This is a genomic window from Algoriphagus kandeliae (assembly GCF_004571135.1).
Taxonomy (GTDB): Bacteria; Bacteroidota; Bacteroidia; order Cytophagales; family Cyclobacteriaceae; genus Algoriphagus; species Algoriphagus kandeliae.
The window spans coordinates 164873-181777 of record NZ_SPSB01000004.1 but is presented as its reverse complement, the minus strand read 5'-3'; the positions used below and the strand labels follow the sequence as shown (position 1 = coordinate 181777).

The window sequence follows — 16905 nt, the reverse complement described above, 5'->3', positions numbered from 1 at the left end:
GGCGACCCTTGTCCAGAATATTCAAGAGATGCTTTCTTCCAAGAATTTTCGACTTGTCTTTTGTTCAATTTTTACTTCCAATTTATCATATTTACGGATATTCATTATCGCGAAAAACTGGACTAAATGGGTAACCATTTAGTCTCAATTTCGGTCACTTGATTTAAATTCTCTTAATTATAACCGAAAAATTTTCCTGATTAAAAATCATCAATTTTTGCCTTAGATTTCATGTAGTTAGCAAAGTCTTCTAAATGCAAAATTGCATCTTTTTTACCCTGTTCTTTAACTTTATCCCAATGTCCTTTTGGAAAAAAGAAAGTCCCAATTGCTGGTTTTTCATTTTCAAATGACCCACCAACATGAGAGGTGTCACCTATTAATCCTTTGTGAGTCAGATCTTCGATTATTCCCCTAAACTTCCCATCTCTAACATCAATTGTGAAAGTAAATTCAATAATACTTGGATACCTCCCCATAGGAACTTTAACATCAGATGTGAAATTTCCTTTTGTTATTATTCTTCCATTTTCTTTATCATCTAACTGGATAACATCTTGAGCACTCTTAAAGCTGTAAGCAATGTATGATTTTGCTTTAGTGTAAAGCTCATCCTGTGAAAGATTGATACTATCAATTTTTATAAAGACATATTCATCCTCTAAACTTGGCTCTTTTTCGTCTGAAAAGACAAAATTTTCATTTGAAATATCTCCGAAATCAGTCCCATCCCCAAAATCAATTTCAAGTTTCTCACTCAATTTAGAATATGTAGACTCAAATTTGGAATCAAATTTTTCAAATGTGATTTTCTTAATTTTTTCAATTGGAATATTTCCCGATTTGGTGAAAATATTTGTTTCACTAACTGCATTAATTACTGTCACAATTTCTTGACCATCAAGAGCAATTCTAGCTTTTTGAGCGAAGTTAAATCCAAAAATAAAGCAAAAAACAAGGGTGAAATACGAAGTTTTCATCAATGGTTTTAATTAATTAATTAACATTAAATATGCCGTCAAGTTAATGAATTTCATGATTTTACTCAAATCCAACTCATGACTTTAAAATGATTTGGCGAACAATTAACTATGTCAAGCCTTTATCGTCTTTACTTATATAAATAATCCACATCAATTTCAAACATCTTCATAACAGCTTTCCCAAACCCTACCAATGACATGGAATAATCGAAGAGTATCGATTTATATTCAAGAATTCTTTCTTGAAATTACTCATGAAATACTTTTTAGATTTCTAAAATATTAACTCTCCTTTGAAAAATTCAATGGACAGGGGTTGATAAAATTGTTAATAAATAGGTGACCCTTGTCCAGAATTCCGAAATCTTCTTGGCACACAGCTTTCCTTGCAAAATGCGCTTTGATAAAATGCCCCCTTAGCTTCTTCTTCTTTCCTTTTATGGAGATTAATGGTACTAAACCATAGGCTTTTCGGATATAGCACTCTTGAGCCTCAAATTCATCCATAAGAGTTAAAAGTACTTCGTGTTCCTCTTCCTCTTTCCAATAAATCAATTCCGTGATTCTCTCATCAATTTCCTTTGGAACTTCAAATTGATTCCACTCTTTGGCCATGATGATTCTGGCTTCAAGTTCCTCATCATCAATTTGATAATTTTTCGGTAAATCCTTCATCAAAAAACTCTTTTAGGCTATTATCTTATCCATGCAAAATTTTAAGCAAATTAAGAAGGTATCTCTATTTTATTTCGAAGCTGTTTGATTCTTGCAACTAATTTCTAGAGTTGTTCTTTTTTGAATTCTCCGAATTGTTCATCCTTATTCTTCATAAACAAAAGGCAAATTCATTGCGAACTCTTGTATTACAACTTAAAAGATAATACTTTAGGATAACTATCATTGTTTAATTATGAAAAAATCAGAAAAGATTATGGCCACAATTGCAATTATTTTTGGATCCTTGGTTGTAGCAGTGCTTTTACAAGCAGGAATTAATGCTAGTGGCGGAGGAGGGGGTGCCGTTATAGGAATGATGTTTCTAGGTGTTATTTATGGGATAAGGTCAATTTGGAAGTCAAATAAAGGGCAAGATAATTCAGGTAATTTACCTTCCAAATCATGAAGAATTACTACGACATTCTAGGTGTTAACCAAAATGCCACTCAAGAAGAAATCAAAAAAGCATATCGAAAATTAGTTCTTGAATGGCATCCTGACAAGAACCCTTCTCCTGAAGCGCATGATAAATTCATTGAAATAAATGAAGCTTATCTTGTTTTGTCAGATTCAGCAAAAAGGAGTGTTTATGATCAACTTTTCAATTCGCATACTAAAAAATCCGTCCCCGATGATCAGAAATATTCAGAGTCTTCTGATTTTGATGATTTTGTAAATAGATCTCGTGAAAAAGCTAAAAAATATGCAGACTTTTCATTCGAGGAGTTTAGTAAATCTTTAGCTAAATCCCTTGGTGAAGCTGGTAAAGTTGTTGGAAAATCCGCAGGAAACAGCATTCTATATTACATCTTAGGGGGTGTAGTACTCTTCTTTGGAAGAATGATTTATTCTGAAACAAAGTCTTCCTTAAATAATCTACCTATGGAAGAAAGGTTAGTTTTCTCTGACTCCCTAAAGAGAATAACCTTCACAGACATGGAGGCTGTTAGAAAAAGGGAAGAAAACTCAATTATTACTGCAGATGCCTCAGGATTTATTAAGGTTACGCAAGACAGTGTTACCGTTTTGATATTGACAATCAATGGAGAGGACGTACCCAGAGAAGAAAGTCTATTTTGCAAAATTCGGTCAGTTACAAAATCAACTGACTCCAATAATTTTACTTCATTTGACTTCAAAACGAATGAAGGAGACATCTCTATCCTTGTAAAGCCTGATGGTACCCCATTTAATTTAATTGCATTTCCGTATTCGTTTACCCCAAAAAATGATTAGGGGGCTTTTACCCCCTTATTCATTTGAAGTATTCTCCTAATTTTTCTAATTCGGATTTTTTCGATTCATCCGATATTTCCACATACTTCTGCAGAGTACTTAATTTCCTATGCCCAGTAATTTTCTGGATTACTGGTAAGGGTATTCCAGCAAGGATGGAATTTGTGATAAAGGTTCTTCTTCCAGTATGGCTAGCAATCAACTTGAACTTGGTAAAAGTCAGATACTTTTTTTCTCCCTTTTCATACTTGACGATTTCAATCAAAGAGGTGATTCCAGCTTCTTGACATAGTACCTTCACATAGTCATTGAACTTCTGATTTGAAATCCTAATCTTCGACACATCGTATTGATGAGCTTCCAGAAGTCCCTTCAATTTTGGATGTAATGGTATACTTACCTTTTCTCCCGTTTTCTGTGTGTTTACAAATAGGAAGTCTCCTCTCACCCAACTTGGATTTATCCTTACTGCATCACTATATCGAAGCCCTGAGTAAATCATGATTAAGAATAGATCCTTAACCTTTCTCAAGGATTCACTTCTTGGAATGTATCTGGTAAGGGAAATAACCTCTTCCTTATTCAGGACTACAGTATTTGTATCTACCTCACTTGGATATTCAAGCCTTTGGTACTTTAAACTGGTTAGAATTTCCTCATTTTTAAGGTAGTTCATAAACTGCCTAAAGAATCCAAAATTTTTAGCGACGGTATTAGGCTGTAATCCTATTTCCTCCACCCAATACTTTGTCAAGGAATTGACAAATTCTTGATTAACCTCATTCAAGAATAGCCTTCTACCTTTTAGAAATGTGGTTAATTGGTTTCGAATGGTTTTTAGCTTTTCAATAAGCTTCTTTTTTGAGCTCAGGTTCTTAACCTCTATGAATTTGTCGAGTAAAGTCAGTAAATCCTGCTCAGTATTTTTATCGCCTTGAATGGAATCATTGTATAGGTTTTTATTAATAAATCCATTCTTCCTCTCTAGATCAAATAATTGTGCACGGATTTCATTGTGTATGATTTCTACCCGTTTCGATATGTCCTTATGGGAAGGGTAGGCTTTAGAAATTTTACCCTTTTGCCAGAATTCTATTGGTACTTTTTCTCCAGTTGGGATATAGATCCTTTCTCTTAAAGAACCTGTTTGGAAAGTAATCTCGATTGTAATTTTCCCAAATCTGTTGGACTTGTTTACTCCTTTTAGGATTAGGTTTGTTCTGTACATTTTGGTGGCTATTTGGTGGCAGAACTCACCAAATATTCACTTAATCATATTCTCCTTTTTTTGAAAAACCCTGTTTCTGACCGATAAGCACGCCTGGAAAGTGTGTATACCCCTAAAGGGTATCGAGGGTTCGAATCCCTTCCTCTCTGCAAACAAGCCTTTTCGCATAGCGGAAAGGCTTGTTGCATTTTAGCCGCCAAGCTTGCTTGAGCGGGTAAGGAGCAAAAAGACTCCAGCGAACAAAGTGAGCAGGCTTGTTTGCAACCTTACATCCACATGGGAAAGGCGAAGCCAATCCCTTCCTCTCTGCTTCTAGACTAGTTTTTGAATAAAAGCTAGTCTTTTTTTAGTCCATCATTACAGTTGAAAGAAAGGGATGAGAACCCTCGGGTTTGAAATCAAACAAAAGGAGATTTGCGAGAGGCTTATGCTTCTTTTGGCAGGGGTATTAGTACTGGTTTGGAGGTAGTTTTGGGTTTCCTTCTTTGTTTTTTGCGGAGCAAAATTTCCACCTTTTCCAGCGAGAGCATTCCTTTTGCTATGGTATTTGGTGCTTTGATTACATTTCTGATTGCAGGAGTCAAGGCAGAAAGTACCAACATAAAGGCCAATAATTCTCCCGGAGTACTTGAATTTGGAGAAAAATAAATCAGAAGAAGTAAGAAAAAGATCAAAGCAGGACTGAGGATGGTTATCAAGCTTTGTCTCAAGGATTCGGATTTTCTATACTCTAAATTGGCGGTCAAAACCCTCGACTTTTTCCGCTTGAATCTTCTGATAGTGCGTTGGATCAGCTTATTTTCTTGGATTTGGGTATGCTTGCCAAAACTCTCCGTCACCAGGTTGATCAAGCTACTTTTGCTGTTTCTTTTTTCAAGAATTAAAGGCTTCTGTTTTCGATCCAAAAAAAGAAAAATCGGAAATAGGAGCAGGGCCATACCCAAAACAGTTAGTGTCCAGATAGGATTGAGCCACAGCAAGACGAATAAACCAGTCAGGAGAAATACTGAATCTCGGATTCCTCTAAAGATTCCATTGACCAACATGTTCCGGATGGACTGCATATCCCCACTGTAGCGAAGTAGGTATTTTCCAAAGGGGACTTCTGAGAACAATTGAGAGGACCAGTTCATTTGCTTGGAAAAAAGGTCCGAAGTAAGTCTGCTGACCATTCGTTCTGCGGCGTAATTGATGGATTTTCGCTCATAAAAGTCCAGGGAAAACTTGACCAGAATCACTGCTAAAAAAATCCCAAAAAAGAGATTGATATCCTGAATCCTTATCCCGAATTTTTCCAAAAGCAGAGTTTTGCTGATTCCTTCCTGATAATTGATGTCAAAAAAGGAACCTACCATCAGGCTCAAAAGAAAGGTGCTGAGGCTGGATATCAAGCCTGCAGCCCAAATGAGAATCAGGAGTGGGTTTTTTCGAAACCAAAGCCTCCTTAAAGTTCTGTTTTTGATCCAATTCGTCATTTTCGGATAGGTTTATCTAGGCCTGTAGTAAGTTGGAGCTTTGATGAATCATAGGCCATTTGCCAAGACTCAAATCTTCCAGATTTAGGATGGGCATGAAGAGCAGGTCTTGTTTTTCATATAAGTATTCCTTTACCTCTTTGATGAGCAGAGGACTGGCAGTAAAGAGTCCGGACAGAGCAGAAGGCATAATCTCCCAATTGATCAGCGTTTCCATCCCATGGACTGCAGAGAGGCTATCACCCGCAGAGAATACCACCTGATGAACCGTACTCATAAAAACTGGATTTTGAAGGAGCATCCGGGTTTCTCTCTGGAATAGGCCATCGGCGATTTCCACCACCACAAATTCAGGATTTAAAGTGTTTACTTCAGTCAGAAGGGTTTCATAGAGGTTGAGAATTTCTGCTTCTGAACTGAGGTAGGTAGAAGGGTAGCCAAATTTTGAGAAATCCACTGAAACAGCAGCTCCTAGGTCATATGCTAGGTTTTTGTCCTTGGGATAGGCCGTTCCCGTTAACTTGATGTATGCGGAGGTAATTCCTTTTTTTGCGAAGCCATGGACTAAATAGGCAGCAGTGGTTGTTTTGCCGCTGTCCATTGAGGAACCGAGAGAAAGGATGACTTTAGTTTTGTGGGCTTCTTTACCGGTAAATTTTTTGATGGCATTCTTCCGCTCCAGAATGGTGTTGATGATTTGACCCTTGTGGTCCACAGCCATTCCTATCAATTTTAGTCGGGTTGGTCCTTCTTTTTCATACTTGACATGGGTACTTTCCAAAATACCAACTACACCTCCTCCTCCGAGCAGATGATATTCGTCCTGGATTTGGGAAGGAATGTATCCTTCAAACTGATTGGTCGCGTATCGGGTACCAAATACGCACATGATATGATCTCCTGGAAGAATACTCAAGTTGCGGCCTGAAGACTGGAGTTGGGTATGTTTTCCGATCTCCAGGACCTCAAAGACGCCTACGTCCCCGGCTTGAAAAGAAGTATCTAAGGGAAGTAATTCAGGGGAAAGGAGACGGGCGGGATCGATCTTGTTGCAAAGCATTCCCTTTTTGATTCTCGTGTTCATAGAATTTTGGTATTAGAAGTTGATAGGGAGAAATCCATCTCCATTGAGGGGTTTGATTTGGTAAGACAAGGCAAAACCAATGATGTGTTGATTGTTAAATGGCCTCTGGATTCTGCCTGTATTGGGATTCGGGACGTTGATTTTATTGGTTTCAGAAAAGACCAAATTGAATTCGTGCTGATTGATATAGTACACCGAAAGGCGAATAGGCTTCGATAACTTGAAGTTGAAATTGGCCATCAGCCTTCCCCGATGGAGGCCATTGGAGGGTTTCCGGATGATTTCCTCCCCGCTTTCTGAAAAGTATCGGATCGGATCACCACCTATATTGAAAAACAGGGCATAGTTCAATGAGGGAGCAACTCCGAGGAAGTCCAATCTTTTTCTCAAACCTATTCTCGATCCCATGATGACCCGGTAGTCAAATCGGGGTTCCTGATCGTTGTGAGCTTCCAGTTGTAGGCTGTTGCGTAGTGTAAATCGTCGGTCCAGCCTTATGCGATGACTTCCTTCCATGGTCCATCGGTGGGTGGTTCTTCCGGAGCTTGGGAGTTCCATCCAAGCCGACCCGAGTTGCATTCTCCAATCTTTGGTGAGCTGATAGGTCAAGGCCGCAGCAAACCAGTTGAATGAAGTTTCCAGACCTGGTTCATCTATTTTTAGCGATTTGATGTATGAGGCACGTACGTCAAGTTTATCGGTCAGTGGTGCTCGCACATTGAAGCTACTCCACAGTCGGGTTTTGTATTGTCCCTGCACTAATTGAGGACCTCCGATCAGGAAGAAAAGCAATACAAGCTTGAACGACAGGAAATTGGTTTTCATAAAAGGTTGATGATCTAATCTGCCTTTTGGTCGTAGCCCGATGAAGAATTGTAATCCCGGACATTAAAATTTTTTAATGATTAGAGTAAAAAATTAAAGTTGGAGAGTGGAAAAGAATCCCCGGAGGGAGTAGGAGAATTATGGTTAGGACTTGGTGTACTTTACCTGTCCAGCTATCTGGCCTCTCGCTAAAAAGCTTTACTAAAGCTTTTTGTAAAGCTCGATCCTACCTTCGTATCCTAGCAAATTTGCAATTTCCCTATGAAACAAGAGTTGAAGGAATATAGCCAATTGAAAAATTGGTAGGGATGTTAGGTTAGAACAAGGCGTTAAAAAAATCATTCTGTGATTCCGATAATGATCAGAATTAGCCTTGGTCCGGCTTTTAGATTGGAAAAAATTCACTCATTCCAACGTAACGATTTGACTAAACTGCAATCTTATACAAAGATTGGCCTTTTGTTTTTTTGAGTGTCAATCAAAGATTCAACCAATAAGTCATCTTAAAGACAATAGCTCGGGATTTGGAAGGTCCAAACTCGATAAATCCATCGGGATTCATTTCCGCGAGGTAATTATCCGTGTACACGAGGAAAATATCTGATACTGGAGCAAATCGCCATTGAAATCTGGAATTGATGTTTACATTGTCGATTTGGCTATTGTATTGGACAAAGGTGGTCCAAAACAATTTTTTGCTGAAAGTAAAATCGAATCTAGGACCGATTAGAAATAGGTTGGAATCGTTGTAAGGCCTTGGAAGCCGGATTCGATTAAAGGCAAAGTCTATGCTGGTGAAGCCCAGAGGCTGATATCGCCACTGTACGCTGCCTTCCAGATTGATTCTTGTTCCGTTGAAATATTCCCCAGATCGAGTACTTAGATTAAAGGAGAGTTTCTTCCGTTCATCTGATTCGTAGCGAGCAATGATTACATCATTCGTGTATTCTGTATTAGCGGGCAAAGGAAGTCCATCCGTTCCGCTAGGATCGAAACCATTGAACAAATAAGTGTATTGCCTTCTCAGACGAAATGAAAACCGAGCAGATGACTTCCAAAAGATATCGTATAGCAGGTTCACATCCCAATCCAAGAATCCGTAGCTGTCATTTCCTACCATGTCAAAATCAAATCCAGGTCCATGACGCTGAATACCACCTTGGGAAGGGAAGAAGCTTCGTCGGTAGGTCATAGCCAATTGTCGGATGTCCGTTCTTCGGACAAAACCAACTTCAGGAGCATAATTGGCACCCACGGCTTGAGACCGCATATCCAAGGACCATTTAGGAACGCTGTATTGAAGTTCGATACCAGCAGCGAAAGCACTATCTACGGCTACCTGATGGATGTTGCGGTGATAAAAGAACTTCCCTGTAATTCGGTTATCAGCTGATGCCAAATTGTAATCCACTCCAAAGGTTCTATCCCATGCATTGTACAAACTGTCAGAATATTCTTCCGGGCTTTGGAATGTTTGTTTGTTGACGAAAAAGGCGGAAATATTGGAGCGTGCGAAAACCTTTTGCTGGAGTGAAACCATGGAATAGTTGTAGGATGGTAAGCTCGCAGCTTGATCATCCGCTACTTGCATACTCAAAATTCCGACTCGCAAATTGTCATTTGCTTTTCCGCTCACTCTTGCGCCAAAGGGGATGGCGGATTCAATATTTTGACCGGTGCTTTCATCCCGAGAAACACCTATTCTTCTACTGAAAAAAGGTCGGGTACCTCTATTTCCATAATTTGAGAAGAGGTCGGCGTTTTCGAGAAAAAACTGTCGTCTTTCAGGAAAGAATATTTCAAAACGATCCAAGTTGGTGACTTGCTGGTCTACTTCTACTTGGGAAAAATCAGGGTTGACGGTCAAGTCTAAGTTCAGACCGGGAGTGATTCCATATTTGATATCAAATCCCGCATTAAAACCATGATTAGGTTCCGTATTAGTCTCAAAGTTTCTACCGGAGTTTGCTGAAATATAGGGGATGAAGGATAAGTTTTTTCCACTCTTTTTGGTCGGTTCTTCCCAACCTGCTTCCTTCAAAGCTGCGAGATTAAAGAGGGTGAAATTTCTAGAAATTGGAGCCCAAGTAGATCTTTCGGCACTTTCACTATCGATTCGGTAAAAATTTATATTCCAGGCAGTTTGTCCTTCATTGAAGCGTAGCGTGTTTAAAGGAATGGCCATTTCGGCTACCCAATAGCCTTTATATTGTTTGGCTTCACCTCTCCACACATTATCCCAATCCAGACTGAAAGAACTTTCACCGGTTCCTCCATTTGCAACCAAACCCTCTCTTCGAACTCCGAAAGGATTGATTCCGAAAGTGAAAGCATTTGTTCTATCCTGAAACGTATCGAATATGACGGTGAAATTATCGTTAGCAGCTCCCCGAAAATCTCTTCGTAAAGAGGGAGTCACGTATTCTCTATCTACATTTTCACTGTATAAAATACCTAGGACGTAGATGTTTTTATCATCAAAAAGGACTTTTGCTACGGATTGATTGACAGCCAGGGAGGAGTCAAATGGGAAATATTGCATCCAATTGTAGGCGGAATCTGCCATGCTCCATGCATCATCAATTACCCCATCAATTTCGATAGGGGTGTTTACCCTTTTGAATAGGATGTCCTGGGCACGGAGGCTACTAATAAGCAAAGTGAACCCAATAAGAAGTAGACTTTTCCTTAGCATAGTGCAAAATTAGGCTTACTCTCCTGGAGTAGAATGGGATTTATATTAGCGGTCTGAAATTGACCAACAGGGAATTAAACCTGAGTTTCCAAAAAGGGTTTTCTGAATAAGAGTTTTTTATGTAAGCGGGGTCGGTACTATGTTTTGTCCAAAAAAATAAGCTACTCTAGATTGCCTGCTTTTCCTTTTTACTCCAAGTCAATAAGCCTACGGTGATTAGGATAAGAATAGTCCCAATCCAATCCATTCCCAAGAAACTGACCTTCAACCAAAAAACTGCCGTCAGAGCTGCCGATAGTGGTTCCACGCTACAAAGTAAACTTGCCGTAGTCGCTCCGATAATCGAGACAGATCGCAAAAAGAAATAAAAGGCCAGGACGGTGCCAAACAGAATGATATAACCAAAAGCCAAAAATGTTCCTGAATCCCATGTGCCAGAAATAGTCCAAGGCTGTGTTATCAGGGAAAATGAAACACCTCCAATCAACATTCCCCAACCTGTAATAGCTGCTGGAGAGAAAGTTCGTAAAAGTCCCACAGGCTGTATCGTGTAAAAGGCCAAGGCAAGGGCGGATAGAATGCCCCAAAACAAAGCTTCTTTGGAAATTACCAAGACTTCCAGGGAACCATGGGTGACTAATAAAAATGTGCCAGATAAGGCTAAAATCAAGGCTCCATATTCAGCAAGAATAGGCCATTTTCTGTTTTTAATAGCATAAAAACCTACCACAAATACAGGGCCTATGTATTGGAGAATGGTCGCTGTGGCTGCGTTGGAAAGGGAAATGCTGTAGAAGTAAGTAAACTGTACAGCCACCATTCCTACAATTCCGAAAAGCAAAATCTGAAGAATGTCCTCGGGTTTTCTCCATACTGACAGAGCGGCTTTTTTTTCTTGGGTGAAGGAAAATAAAATCAAAATCAGTCCGCCTAAAATCATTCTCCAAGTGACCAACCAAGCAGGATCTAGGTTTTTTTGCTCAAAAAGATACTGGGCACAGGTTCCTGATATTCCCCAAAAAACCGCAGAAGAAAGCGCCATGAGAATCCCCGGAACTTTCTGATAGGAGGTGGCTTGAATCATGCTGGATTAAATTCAAGCGAAGATATTCATGGTTTTGGATTTTTGGATAGAGCAAATCAAAAATCAAAGACTCATTTGTAAAAAAGTCTCTTTCAGCTAATTTCAGGTGAAATTCTAAAGCTTATGAGAAATTATTTCTTCCTCTATTTGATCCTTGCGGTCGTTATTGTATCCTGTGGACCATCGAACAAATCAGAAGATCTGGAAGCTGTTGATCAAAGCTCTTCATCGGTTTTGGAGGAGCAGGTTCAGATGATTCCTATTAAAACTCCTTCTGGAGAATTTAAGGTTTGGACGCAGCGAATAGGAGAGAATCCAAGCATGAAAGTACTCCTGCTTCATGGAGGACCGGGGATGTCTCATTTGCAGTATGGTAATTTTAAAGATTACTTTCCTGAAGAAGGCATTGAGTTCATTTGGTATGATCAATTGGGTTCTGCTCGTTCAGATCAGCCCGATGATTCTTCACTTTGGACGATTGAACGATTTGTGGATGAAGTGGAGCAGGTTAGACAAGCTTTGGGTTTGAATAAGGACAACTTTTACCTTTTAGGACAATCTTGGGGTGGTATGTTAGGAATGGAATATGCATTTAAGCATCAGGAAAACCTCAAAGGCCTTATTATTTGTAACATGATGTCCAGCTTGGATGAGTATGAAAATTATGCTAAGGAGGTATTAGGCCCTCAAATGCCGGAGGAGGTATTTGCCGAACTGATGGAAATCGAAAAGAATGGGGATTTTGAAAATCCCAGATATATGGAGCTTCTTTCAGAGCACCATTATCCCTATCACTTTTTGAGAATGAACCCTTCGGAATGGCCAGAGGAAATTAATAAGATGATGGAATTGGTGAATCCTAATGTATATGTGTATATGCAGGGTCATAGCGAATTTGGGATCACGCCAGGAGCTAGCTTAAAAGGCTGGGATGTTCGAGATCAATTAAAAGATATCACTGTTCCGACTTTGGTAGTGGGAGCTACGCATGATACCATGGACCCTGCACACATGGAATGGATGTCAAAGGAAGTGGCAAATGGTCGTTTTCTATTGTGTCCAAATGGTAGCCATTTGAGCCAATACGATGATCCCGAACACTTTTTCCCGGGTGTGATTCAGTTTATCAAAGATGTGGATTCTGCTGAGTTTTAATGGCAGTTAATCTTAAATAGCAATCAGGGTTAAGAGTTCATATAAGCTCTGATTAAGTCATCAAAGGCTGGTAGTGTCGCATCGTCGTGAGTTTGTATAAACTGATGAAACTGCATGAATCCGTAGATATAGGGATTGTTTGAAACGGTATTGTAGTTTTTGTCAAAATATTCTTCGACTGTCATTCCTTTTGGAACAGGATTCGGTAAAATGGAGATAATATGCTGTGCAAATTTGTAGCATGCAGAAAGTTCAGAATCGGCACCATGCTTTCTCCACCATTGCATTCCCACTTGATTGGCAAACAATTCATTTTTGTAGGATCCTTTTTCATCTCCTTTTACAAAAAACTGAACCCCATGTCCCAGTTCGTGTGCGAGATAAAATCCATTGAAAAACAGTCCGAAAAGGCGTTTTCCTTCAGCTTCTGAACCTCCCATTTGTTGAAAGAAACCGACTGAATCCTTGCTTAGCTGATCATAAAAAGGAAGATTGACGGTTTTGGTAGCAGGATCAAAAAAAACCAAGGCTGGGGTTGTATTGATGATGACCTTTTCATCAAACGTCAAATTAGGATTGAGTTGATGAATATCTTGGACAAATGATTGGGTGATGGATGTGCCATCTTGAAGAAGTAGCTGAGTTTCTGAATAAGTCTTAAACCAGCCACTAGGAATTACATTGGACATTTTTAGAAAGTTGATGTGAAAATTTTTTAATGAAAAAACTTAATGAGGATGAATTAGATTGATTTCCTCATACATAAGATTGATCAAGATTTAAAATATTGACTTTTTCGCTCGATACCTAGACTTATTTTTCAAAAAGCTAGTTGGTGACTTCGAAGCCAAGATTTAAATCCTGAAGAAAATTCCTTTTCGGTAAAGGAAGTAGCACAACCCCCACATAGCTGCCAATGCACCTAGGGCAGCAATTAGGCCTAGACCGTGCTCTCCAACTCCCATCCAAGAAAATACGCCAGTAGTAAAAATCCCAACTGTTTTATTCATCCATCTCCCAAGCATTTCTGCAAAAAGGTAGATGAAAATGGAATTCATGCCTACAATTAGAAAAGGGAAGATTCCTTTTCGGCGGTTTTTGACATCAATCCACCAGTAGAAGAATGCCAAAGCGAGTAAAGCCCATCCACCGGATGCAAAGACAAAGGCAGTCGTACTGATTCGCTTAATGATTGGGGTGATGCCAGTCCAATCCAGTCCATATCCAATGATTAGCCCTATGAAACCAGCGATTATAAAGATTTTGATTTTGGAATTGGCGGATTTGTTGGAAAGTAAAAAGTTACCACAAATAGCTCCCCAAATAGTATGAGCGGCTGTAGGAATACAATTGATTGCTACCCATCCACCCTTGTTGATTTTGCCCATCAATAGCATATCGGTGTAGTTGCCGAAATTGCTTCCATGCTCAAAAGGAACTTCAGGATTATAGCTTCGATATAAAATTTCCGTTAAGGCCAAAAGACCTAATGAGACACCTAATTGGACTTTCCAGCCTTTATCCAAAAGGAAGTAAGTGACCAAAATGGTAAATGAGAGTTGGGTCAATACATTCCAAAGTTCAAACACCATTTTTCCGGCATAGACGCAGTGCAATCCCGTTCCAAACAAAAATAAAATGAGACTTCGCTTGAGGATGTGGAGGGTGATATGGCTATGGTTTTCTGCTAATGCCATTCGCTTATTGAGAGAAAATGGCATGGCTACACCGACTATAAACATGAAAAATGGCTGGATCAAATCCCAAAAGCGCAAACCATTCCACTCGTGATGAGTGAATTGAATAAAAAAGGATTGAAGGGAATTTCCCTCAGGGAAAAGTTCTAGAAAAGCTTCATAAACCCAAGCCGCCTCGGCAACTAACAAGAACATGGTTAAACCACGATAAACGTCTAAGGAAACAAGTCTTTGGGTGGGAGAAGGGGAAATGCTCGTCGTCATTATTCTGGGTGTATCCTTCCAATTTAAAAAAATGTCTTGAAAAGGGAGAATACAGGATTAAGAGGAAAGGGAGCTTATAGAAATTACTTAATCAAAGTAGTTCCAAAATCGCTATAAAATGGGAGACTGTTCCTCCCAAAACAAATAGATGCCAAATGGCATGATAAAAGGGTTTTTGGCTTTTTACATAAAAGTAGACGCCAATGGTGTATGATAAACCTCCTGCTGCAATCCAGAAAAGACTTTGAATGCTCAGTTGGTTGATTACATCTTGGATGAAAAAGACAGCCAACCAACCCATGGTCAAGTAGATAACGACGGATAAGGTTTTGAATTTTCCGGTAAAAAAGATCTTAAAGAAGGTTCCAATTAGCACAGAGCCCCAAATAATTGATAGGATGATCAGGGCTTGCTTGGGTTGGAGAATAGTCAAAACCATCGGAGAATAGGTCCCAGCTATTAGGAAATAAATTGAAATGTGATCCCATACTTGAAGCTTGGATTTCAGGCTTGGATTGACTGCGGCATGGTATGCCGTAGAGAAGCTATAGACCATCAGCACTCCCAAGCAAAAAGCTAGGACAGCTAGGAAGATTCCTGTAGAATCTAAGTTCCAAGATTTTTGAATTAAGAATGGGATACCTGCCAAAGCTAAAGCCAAACCGAATCCATGAGACAGGGTATTGGCTCGTTCTTCTTGTGCGGTTTGTGGCCTTTTTTTATTGGATGGAGTCATAAAATTAAGCTGAGCCTTTTCCTATGGGCTTATCATTCCGACTCCACTCACTCCAGGAACCTACATAGAGTTTGGGGATTTCCAAACCTGCTAAGTCCATGGCTAAAAGAGTATGGCAAGCCGATACCCCCGAACCACAATGCACAATGATGTTTTCTTGAGGAGTATTGCCTAAAACCTCCTGATATAGCTGTCGAAGTTTTTCAGGCTTTAAAAAATAACCTGAATCATCCATATTTTGAGTCAAAGGAATATTGATAGCTCCTGGTATGTGTCCCGCGATCAAATCAATGGGTTCCTGCTCGCCTCGGTATCGCTCAGCTGACCGAACATCAATGATGAAACTCCCTGCTTTTCCAGCTTTTTCCTCAACCTCCTCCATTGAGGCAATAGGTAAGTCCCATTTTGTTGCCGGGTAAGTAGGTTTAGGTTTTGGCTGGGATTTACCTTTTTCAAATGAATATCCTACTTCCTCCGCTGCCTGAATTCCACCTTCCAATACTTGAATTTTTTTATGTCCCAATGCTCGTAGCATCCACCAAAACCGGGCCGCTGAATTGGCTCCGTTCTGATCATCATAAACAACCACATGCGAATGCGGGTCTATCCCCAATTTTCCCAAGACATTACAAAAATCCTGAACAGCAGGAAGGGGATGACGGCCTCCAACTGCCAAGTTTTCCTTGATGTCTGCCAATTCCAAATTGGGATCTACAAATACAGCTCCTTTCAAATGACCGTTTTCATAGACTTCTTTTGGATTTTGGCTGTTTCTGGCGTCCACTAATACAAAATTCTCTTTTTGAGAAAGTTGGAGCAATTCAGTTGGGCTGATAATAGGTGACATGAGGATAGAAAAAAGATGTATTGTAAATCTATGGAAAGAAGGGGTTAAAAAACAAAAAATCCCACTTGTTATCAAATGGGATTTTAGGATTTAGGGTAGTTTAATTAGTTCAATTGGCTTTTAAACTGCTCCATTTTTTGATCTACTTGTGTATCGATAGGGAAGGTGACTTTGATAGATTCCCAAGCCATAGTTACAAGCGCGGTTTTGTTGTCATTGGCTGAAATGGTGTAAACCAAACGCTCGGTATTTCCACCTCTTTCGGTTGTCGCCTTGAAAGACACCAGGTCATCTTTTGCTAGGGCTTCCTCATCGATTTTTCCATCTTTCATATAGTTATAGATCCAAACTCCCTTACTATTGATATGAACTGTCCAGTCACCGCTCTCAGTAGGGGTCATAAAAATAGAATACTTTCCGGCCCGTACGTTTTTTCCAGCAATTGAAACGTCGGTGCTAAGCTCAATGGTAGTCTGAAGATTGGCTCCCGCTCTCCAAGTCACATCCCATTTTTCAATATCTCCAAAAATCTGTCTCCCTCGGACAGCAGGGGATGAATAGTCGATGCTGATTTTGGTGAATCCCACTACTTGTGAGACAGAAGCGGCAGGGCTCAAAGCCGGAGTTTGCAATTGAGCAAAAGCCGATAAGCTACATGCGAATAGAACCAAGACGGTTAATGCGAATAGTTTTGTGTGTTTCATTAGTTATTGGATTTGGGTTATAAGTTTCAAAACAAACTAGTCTTCTTGAAAGAAGTTTGGTTAAACCCGAAATATGCATTAGACTTCTTATTACGAGTCCAAATCGCTTCAAAATCAATCGCTTTGCTGCATTTAGCTCAATCACCGTAGCGGTGCTATGCTTCATTCGCTAAAT

General features: G+C 39.6%; 16 protein-coding genes. 3 read left to right on the top strand and 13 right to left on the bottom strand.

Features of this window, described 5'->3' with window-relative positions:
* Positions 1 to 200 precede the first annotated feature (200 nt).
* Positions 201 to 980, bottom strand: coding sequence for a DUF4468 domain-containing protein (locus tag E4S40_RS13005; protein ID WP_135074842.1), 780 nt, complete (start codon positions 978 to 980; stop codon positions 201 to 203).
* 285 nt (positions 981 to 1265) lie between these two features.
* Positions 1266 to 1658: a hypothetical protein gene (locus E4S40_RS13000; protein ID WP_135074839.1), complete on the bottom strand. Its 393-nt coding sequence runs from the start codon at positions 1656 to 1658 to the stop codon at positions 1266 to 1268.
* Between the two features lie 235 nt (positions 1659 to 1893).
* Between E4S40_RS13000 and E4S40_RS12995 the strand changes: the two genes are divergently transcribed.
* Both E4S40_RS12995 and E4S40_RS17305 read left to right on the top strand, forming a co-directional pair.
* On the top strand, positions 1894 to 2106 hold the full coding sequence (locus E4S40_RS12995; protein WP_135074836.1) for a hypothetical protein: 213 nt from the start codon (positions 1894 to 1896) through the stop codon (positions 2104 to 2106).
* Positions 2103 to 2936: a J domain-containing protein gene (locus E4S40_RS17305; protein ID WP_135074833.1), complete on the top strand. Its 834-nt coding sequence runs from the start codon at positions 2103 to 2105 to the stop codon at positions 2934 to 2936. The genes E4S40_RS12995 and E4S40_RS17305 overlap by 4 nt, the downstream gene beginning before the upstream one ends.
* A gap of 19 nt (positions 2937 to 2955) precedes the next feature.
* Here E4S40_RS17305 and E4S40_RS12985 read toward each other — a convergent pair whose 3' ends face one another.
* From E4S40_RS12985 to E4S40_RS12960, 6 genes are all read right to left on the bottom strand, one after another.
* The gene (locus E4S40_RS12985) at positions 2956 to 4164 is read right to left on the bottom strand and encodes a tyrosine-type recombinase/integrase (RefSeq protein ID WP_135074830.1); all 1209 of its coding nucleotides are present in this window, start codon (positions 4162 to 4164) and stop codon (positions 2956 to 2958) included.
* Positions 4165 to 4589: 425 nt separating this feature from the next.
* On the bottom strand, positions 4590 to 5639 hold the full coding sequence (locus E4S40_RS12980; protein ID WP_135074827.1) for an ABC transporter transmembrane domain-containing protein: 1050 nt from the start codon (positions 5637 to 5639) through the stop codon (positions 4590 to 4592).
* Positions 5640 to 5655: 16 nt separating this feature from the next.
* Positions 5656 to 6723 carry a DUF1611 domain-containing protein gene (locus tag E4S40_RS12975; RefSeq protein ID WP_135074824.1) on the bottom strand — a complete coding sequence of 356 codons (1068 nt, stop codon included), beginning with the start codon at positions 6721 to 6723 and terminating at the stop codon, positions 5656 to 5658.
* A 12-nt stretch (positions 6724 to 6735) separates the two neighbouring features.
* Entirely contained in the window at positions 6736 to 7548 is an 813-nt protein-coding gene (locus E4S40_RS12970; RefSeq protein WP_135074821.1) for a DUF2490 domain-containing protein, read from the bottom strand.
* Positions 7549 to 8026: 478 nt separating this feature from the next.
* Positions 8027 to 10243 (bottom strand): carbohydrate binding family 9 domain-containing protein, encoded by a 2217-nt coding sequence (locus E4S40_RS12965; protein WP_135074818.1) that lies wholly within the window; start codon positions 10241 to 10243, stop codon positions 8027 to 8029.
* Positions 10244 to 10409: 166 nt separating this feature from the next.
* Entirely contained in the window at positions 10410 to 11327 is a 918-nt protein-coding gene (locus E4S40_RS12960) for a DMT family transporter (RefSeq protein ID WP_135074815.1), read from the bottom strand.
* A gap of 123 nt (positions 11328 to 11450) precedes the next feature.
* On the opposite strand from E4S40_RS12960, the gene E4S40_RS12955 reads away from it, so the two are divergent.
* Entirely contained in the window at positions 11451 to 12482 is a 1032-nt protein-coding gene (locus E4S40_RS12955) for a proline iminopeptidase-family hydrolase (protein ID WP_135074812.1), read from the top strand.
* Between the two features lie 29 nt (positions 12483 to 12511).
* Here the strand turns inward: E4S40_RS12955 and E4S40_RS12950 are convergent, their stop codons facing one another.
* The 5 genes from E4S40_RS12950 to E4S40_RS12930 form a co-directional block, all read right to left on the bottom strand.
* Positions 12512 to 13171: a hypothetical protein gene (locus E4S40_RS12950; protein WP_135074809.1), complete on the bottom strand. Its 660-nt coding sequence runs from the start codon at positions 13169 to 13171 to the stop codon at positions 12512 to 12514.
* 165 nt (positions 13172 to 13336) lie between these two features.
* Positions 13337 to 14443 carry an acyltransferase family protein gene (locus E4S40_RS12945; protein ID WP_135074806.1) on the bottom strand — a complete coding sequence of 369 codons (1107 nt, stop codon included), beginning with the start codon at positions 14441 to 14443 and terminating at the stop codon, positions 13337 to 13339.
* A gap of 91 nt (positions 14444 to 14534) precedes the next feature.
* Positions 14535 to 15179, bottom strand: a complete 645-nt coding sequence (gene trhA / locus E4S40_RS12940) for a PAQR family membrane homeostasis protein TrhA (protein WP_135074803.1) — start codon at positions 15177 to 15179, stop codon at positions 14535 to 14537.
* 4 nt (positions 15180 to 15183) lie between these two features.
* The gene (locus tag E4S40_RS12935) at positions 15184 to 16026 is read right to left on the bottom strand and encodes a sulfurtransferase (RefSeq protein ID WP_135074800.1); all 843 of its coding nucleotides are present in this window, start codon (positions 16024 to 16026) and stop codon (positions 15184 to 15186) included.
* Positions 16027 to 16130: 104 nt separating this feature from the next.
* Positions 16131 to 16730, bottom strand: a complete 600-nt coding sequence (locus E4S40_RS12930) for a DUF2911 domain-containing protein (protein WP_135074797.1) — start codon at positions 16728 to 16730, stop codon at positions 16131 to 16133.
* Between the last annotated feature and the right edge of the window lie 175 nt (positions 16731 to 16905).

What these genes read in the sequence shown, in the direction of transcription:
- E4S40_RS13005 (WP_135074842.1), bottom strand. Translation starts at nt 980, where the DNA reads ATGAAAACTTCGTATTTCACCCTTGTTTTTTGCTTTATTTTTGGATTT.
- E4S40_RS13000 (WP_135074839.1), bottom strand. Translation starts at nt 1,658, where the DNA reads ATGAAGGATTTACCGAAAAATTATCAAATTGATGATGAGGAACTTGAA.
- E4S40_RS12995 (WP_135074836.1), top strand. Translation starts at nt 1,894, where the DNA reads ATGAAAAAATCAGAAAAGATTATGGCCACAATTGCAATTATTTTTGGA.
- E4S40_RS17305 (WP_135074833.1), top strand. Translation starts at nt 2,103, where the DNA reads ATGAAGAATTACTACGACATTCTAGGTGTTAACCAAAATGCCACTCAA.
- E4S40_RS12985 (WP_135074830.1), bottom strand. Translation starts at nt 4,164, where the DNA reads ATGTACAGAACAAACCTAATCCTAAAAGGAGTAAACAAGTCCAACAGA.
- E4S40_RS12980 (WP_135074827.1), bottom strand. Translation starts at nt 5,639, where the DNA reads ATGACGAATTGGATCAAAAACAGAACTTTAAGGAGGCTTTGGTTTCGA.
- E4S40_RS12975 (WP_135074824.1), bottom strand. Translation starts at nt 6,723, where the DNA reads ATGAACACGAGAATCAAAAAGGGAATGCTTTGCAACAAGATCGATCCC.
- E4S40_RS12970 (WP_135074821.1), bottom strand. Translation starts at nt 7,548, where the DNA reads ATGAAAACCAATTTCCTGTCGTTCAAGCTTGTATTGCTTTTCTTCCTG.
- E4S40_RS12965 (WP_135074818.1), bottom strand. Translation starts at nt 10,243, where the DNA reads ATGCTAAGGAAAAGTCTACTTCTTATTGGGTTCACTTTGCTTATTAGT.
- E4S40_RS12960 (WP_135074815.1), bottom strand. Translation starts at nt 11,327, where the DNA reads ATGATTCAAGCCACCTCCTATCAGAAAGTTCCGGGGATTCTCATGGCG.
- E4S40_RS12955 (WP_135074812.1), top strand. Translation starts at nt 11,451, where the DNA reads ATGAGAAATTATTTCTTCCTCTATTTGATCCTTGCGGTCGTTATTGTA.
- E4S40_RS12950 (WP_135074809.1), bottom strand. Translation starts at nt 13,171, where the DNA reads ATGTCCAATGTAATTCCTAGTGGCTGGTTTAAGACTTATTCAGAAACT.
- E4S40_RS12945 (WP_135074806.1), bottom strand. Translation starts at nt 14,443, where the DNA reads ATGACGACGAGCATTTCCCCTTCTCCCACCCAAAGACTTGTTTCCTTA.
- trhA (WP_135074803.1), bottom strand. Translation starts at nt 15,179, where the DNA reads ATGACTCCATCCAATAAAAAAAGGCCACAAACCGCACAAGAAGAACGA.
- E4S40_RS12935 (WP_135074800.1), bottom strand. Translation starts at nt 16,026, where the DNA reads ATGTCACCTATTATCAGCCCAACTGAATTGCTCCAACTTTCTCAAAAA.
- E4S40_RS12930 (WP_135074797.1), bottom strand. Translation starts at nt 16,730, where the DNA reads ATGAAACACACAAAACTATTCGCATTAACCGTCTTGGTTCTATTCGCA.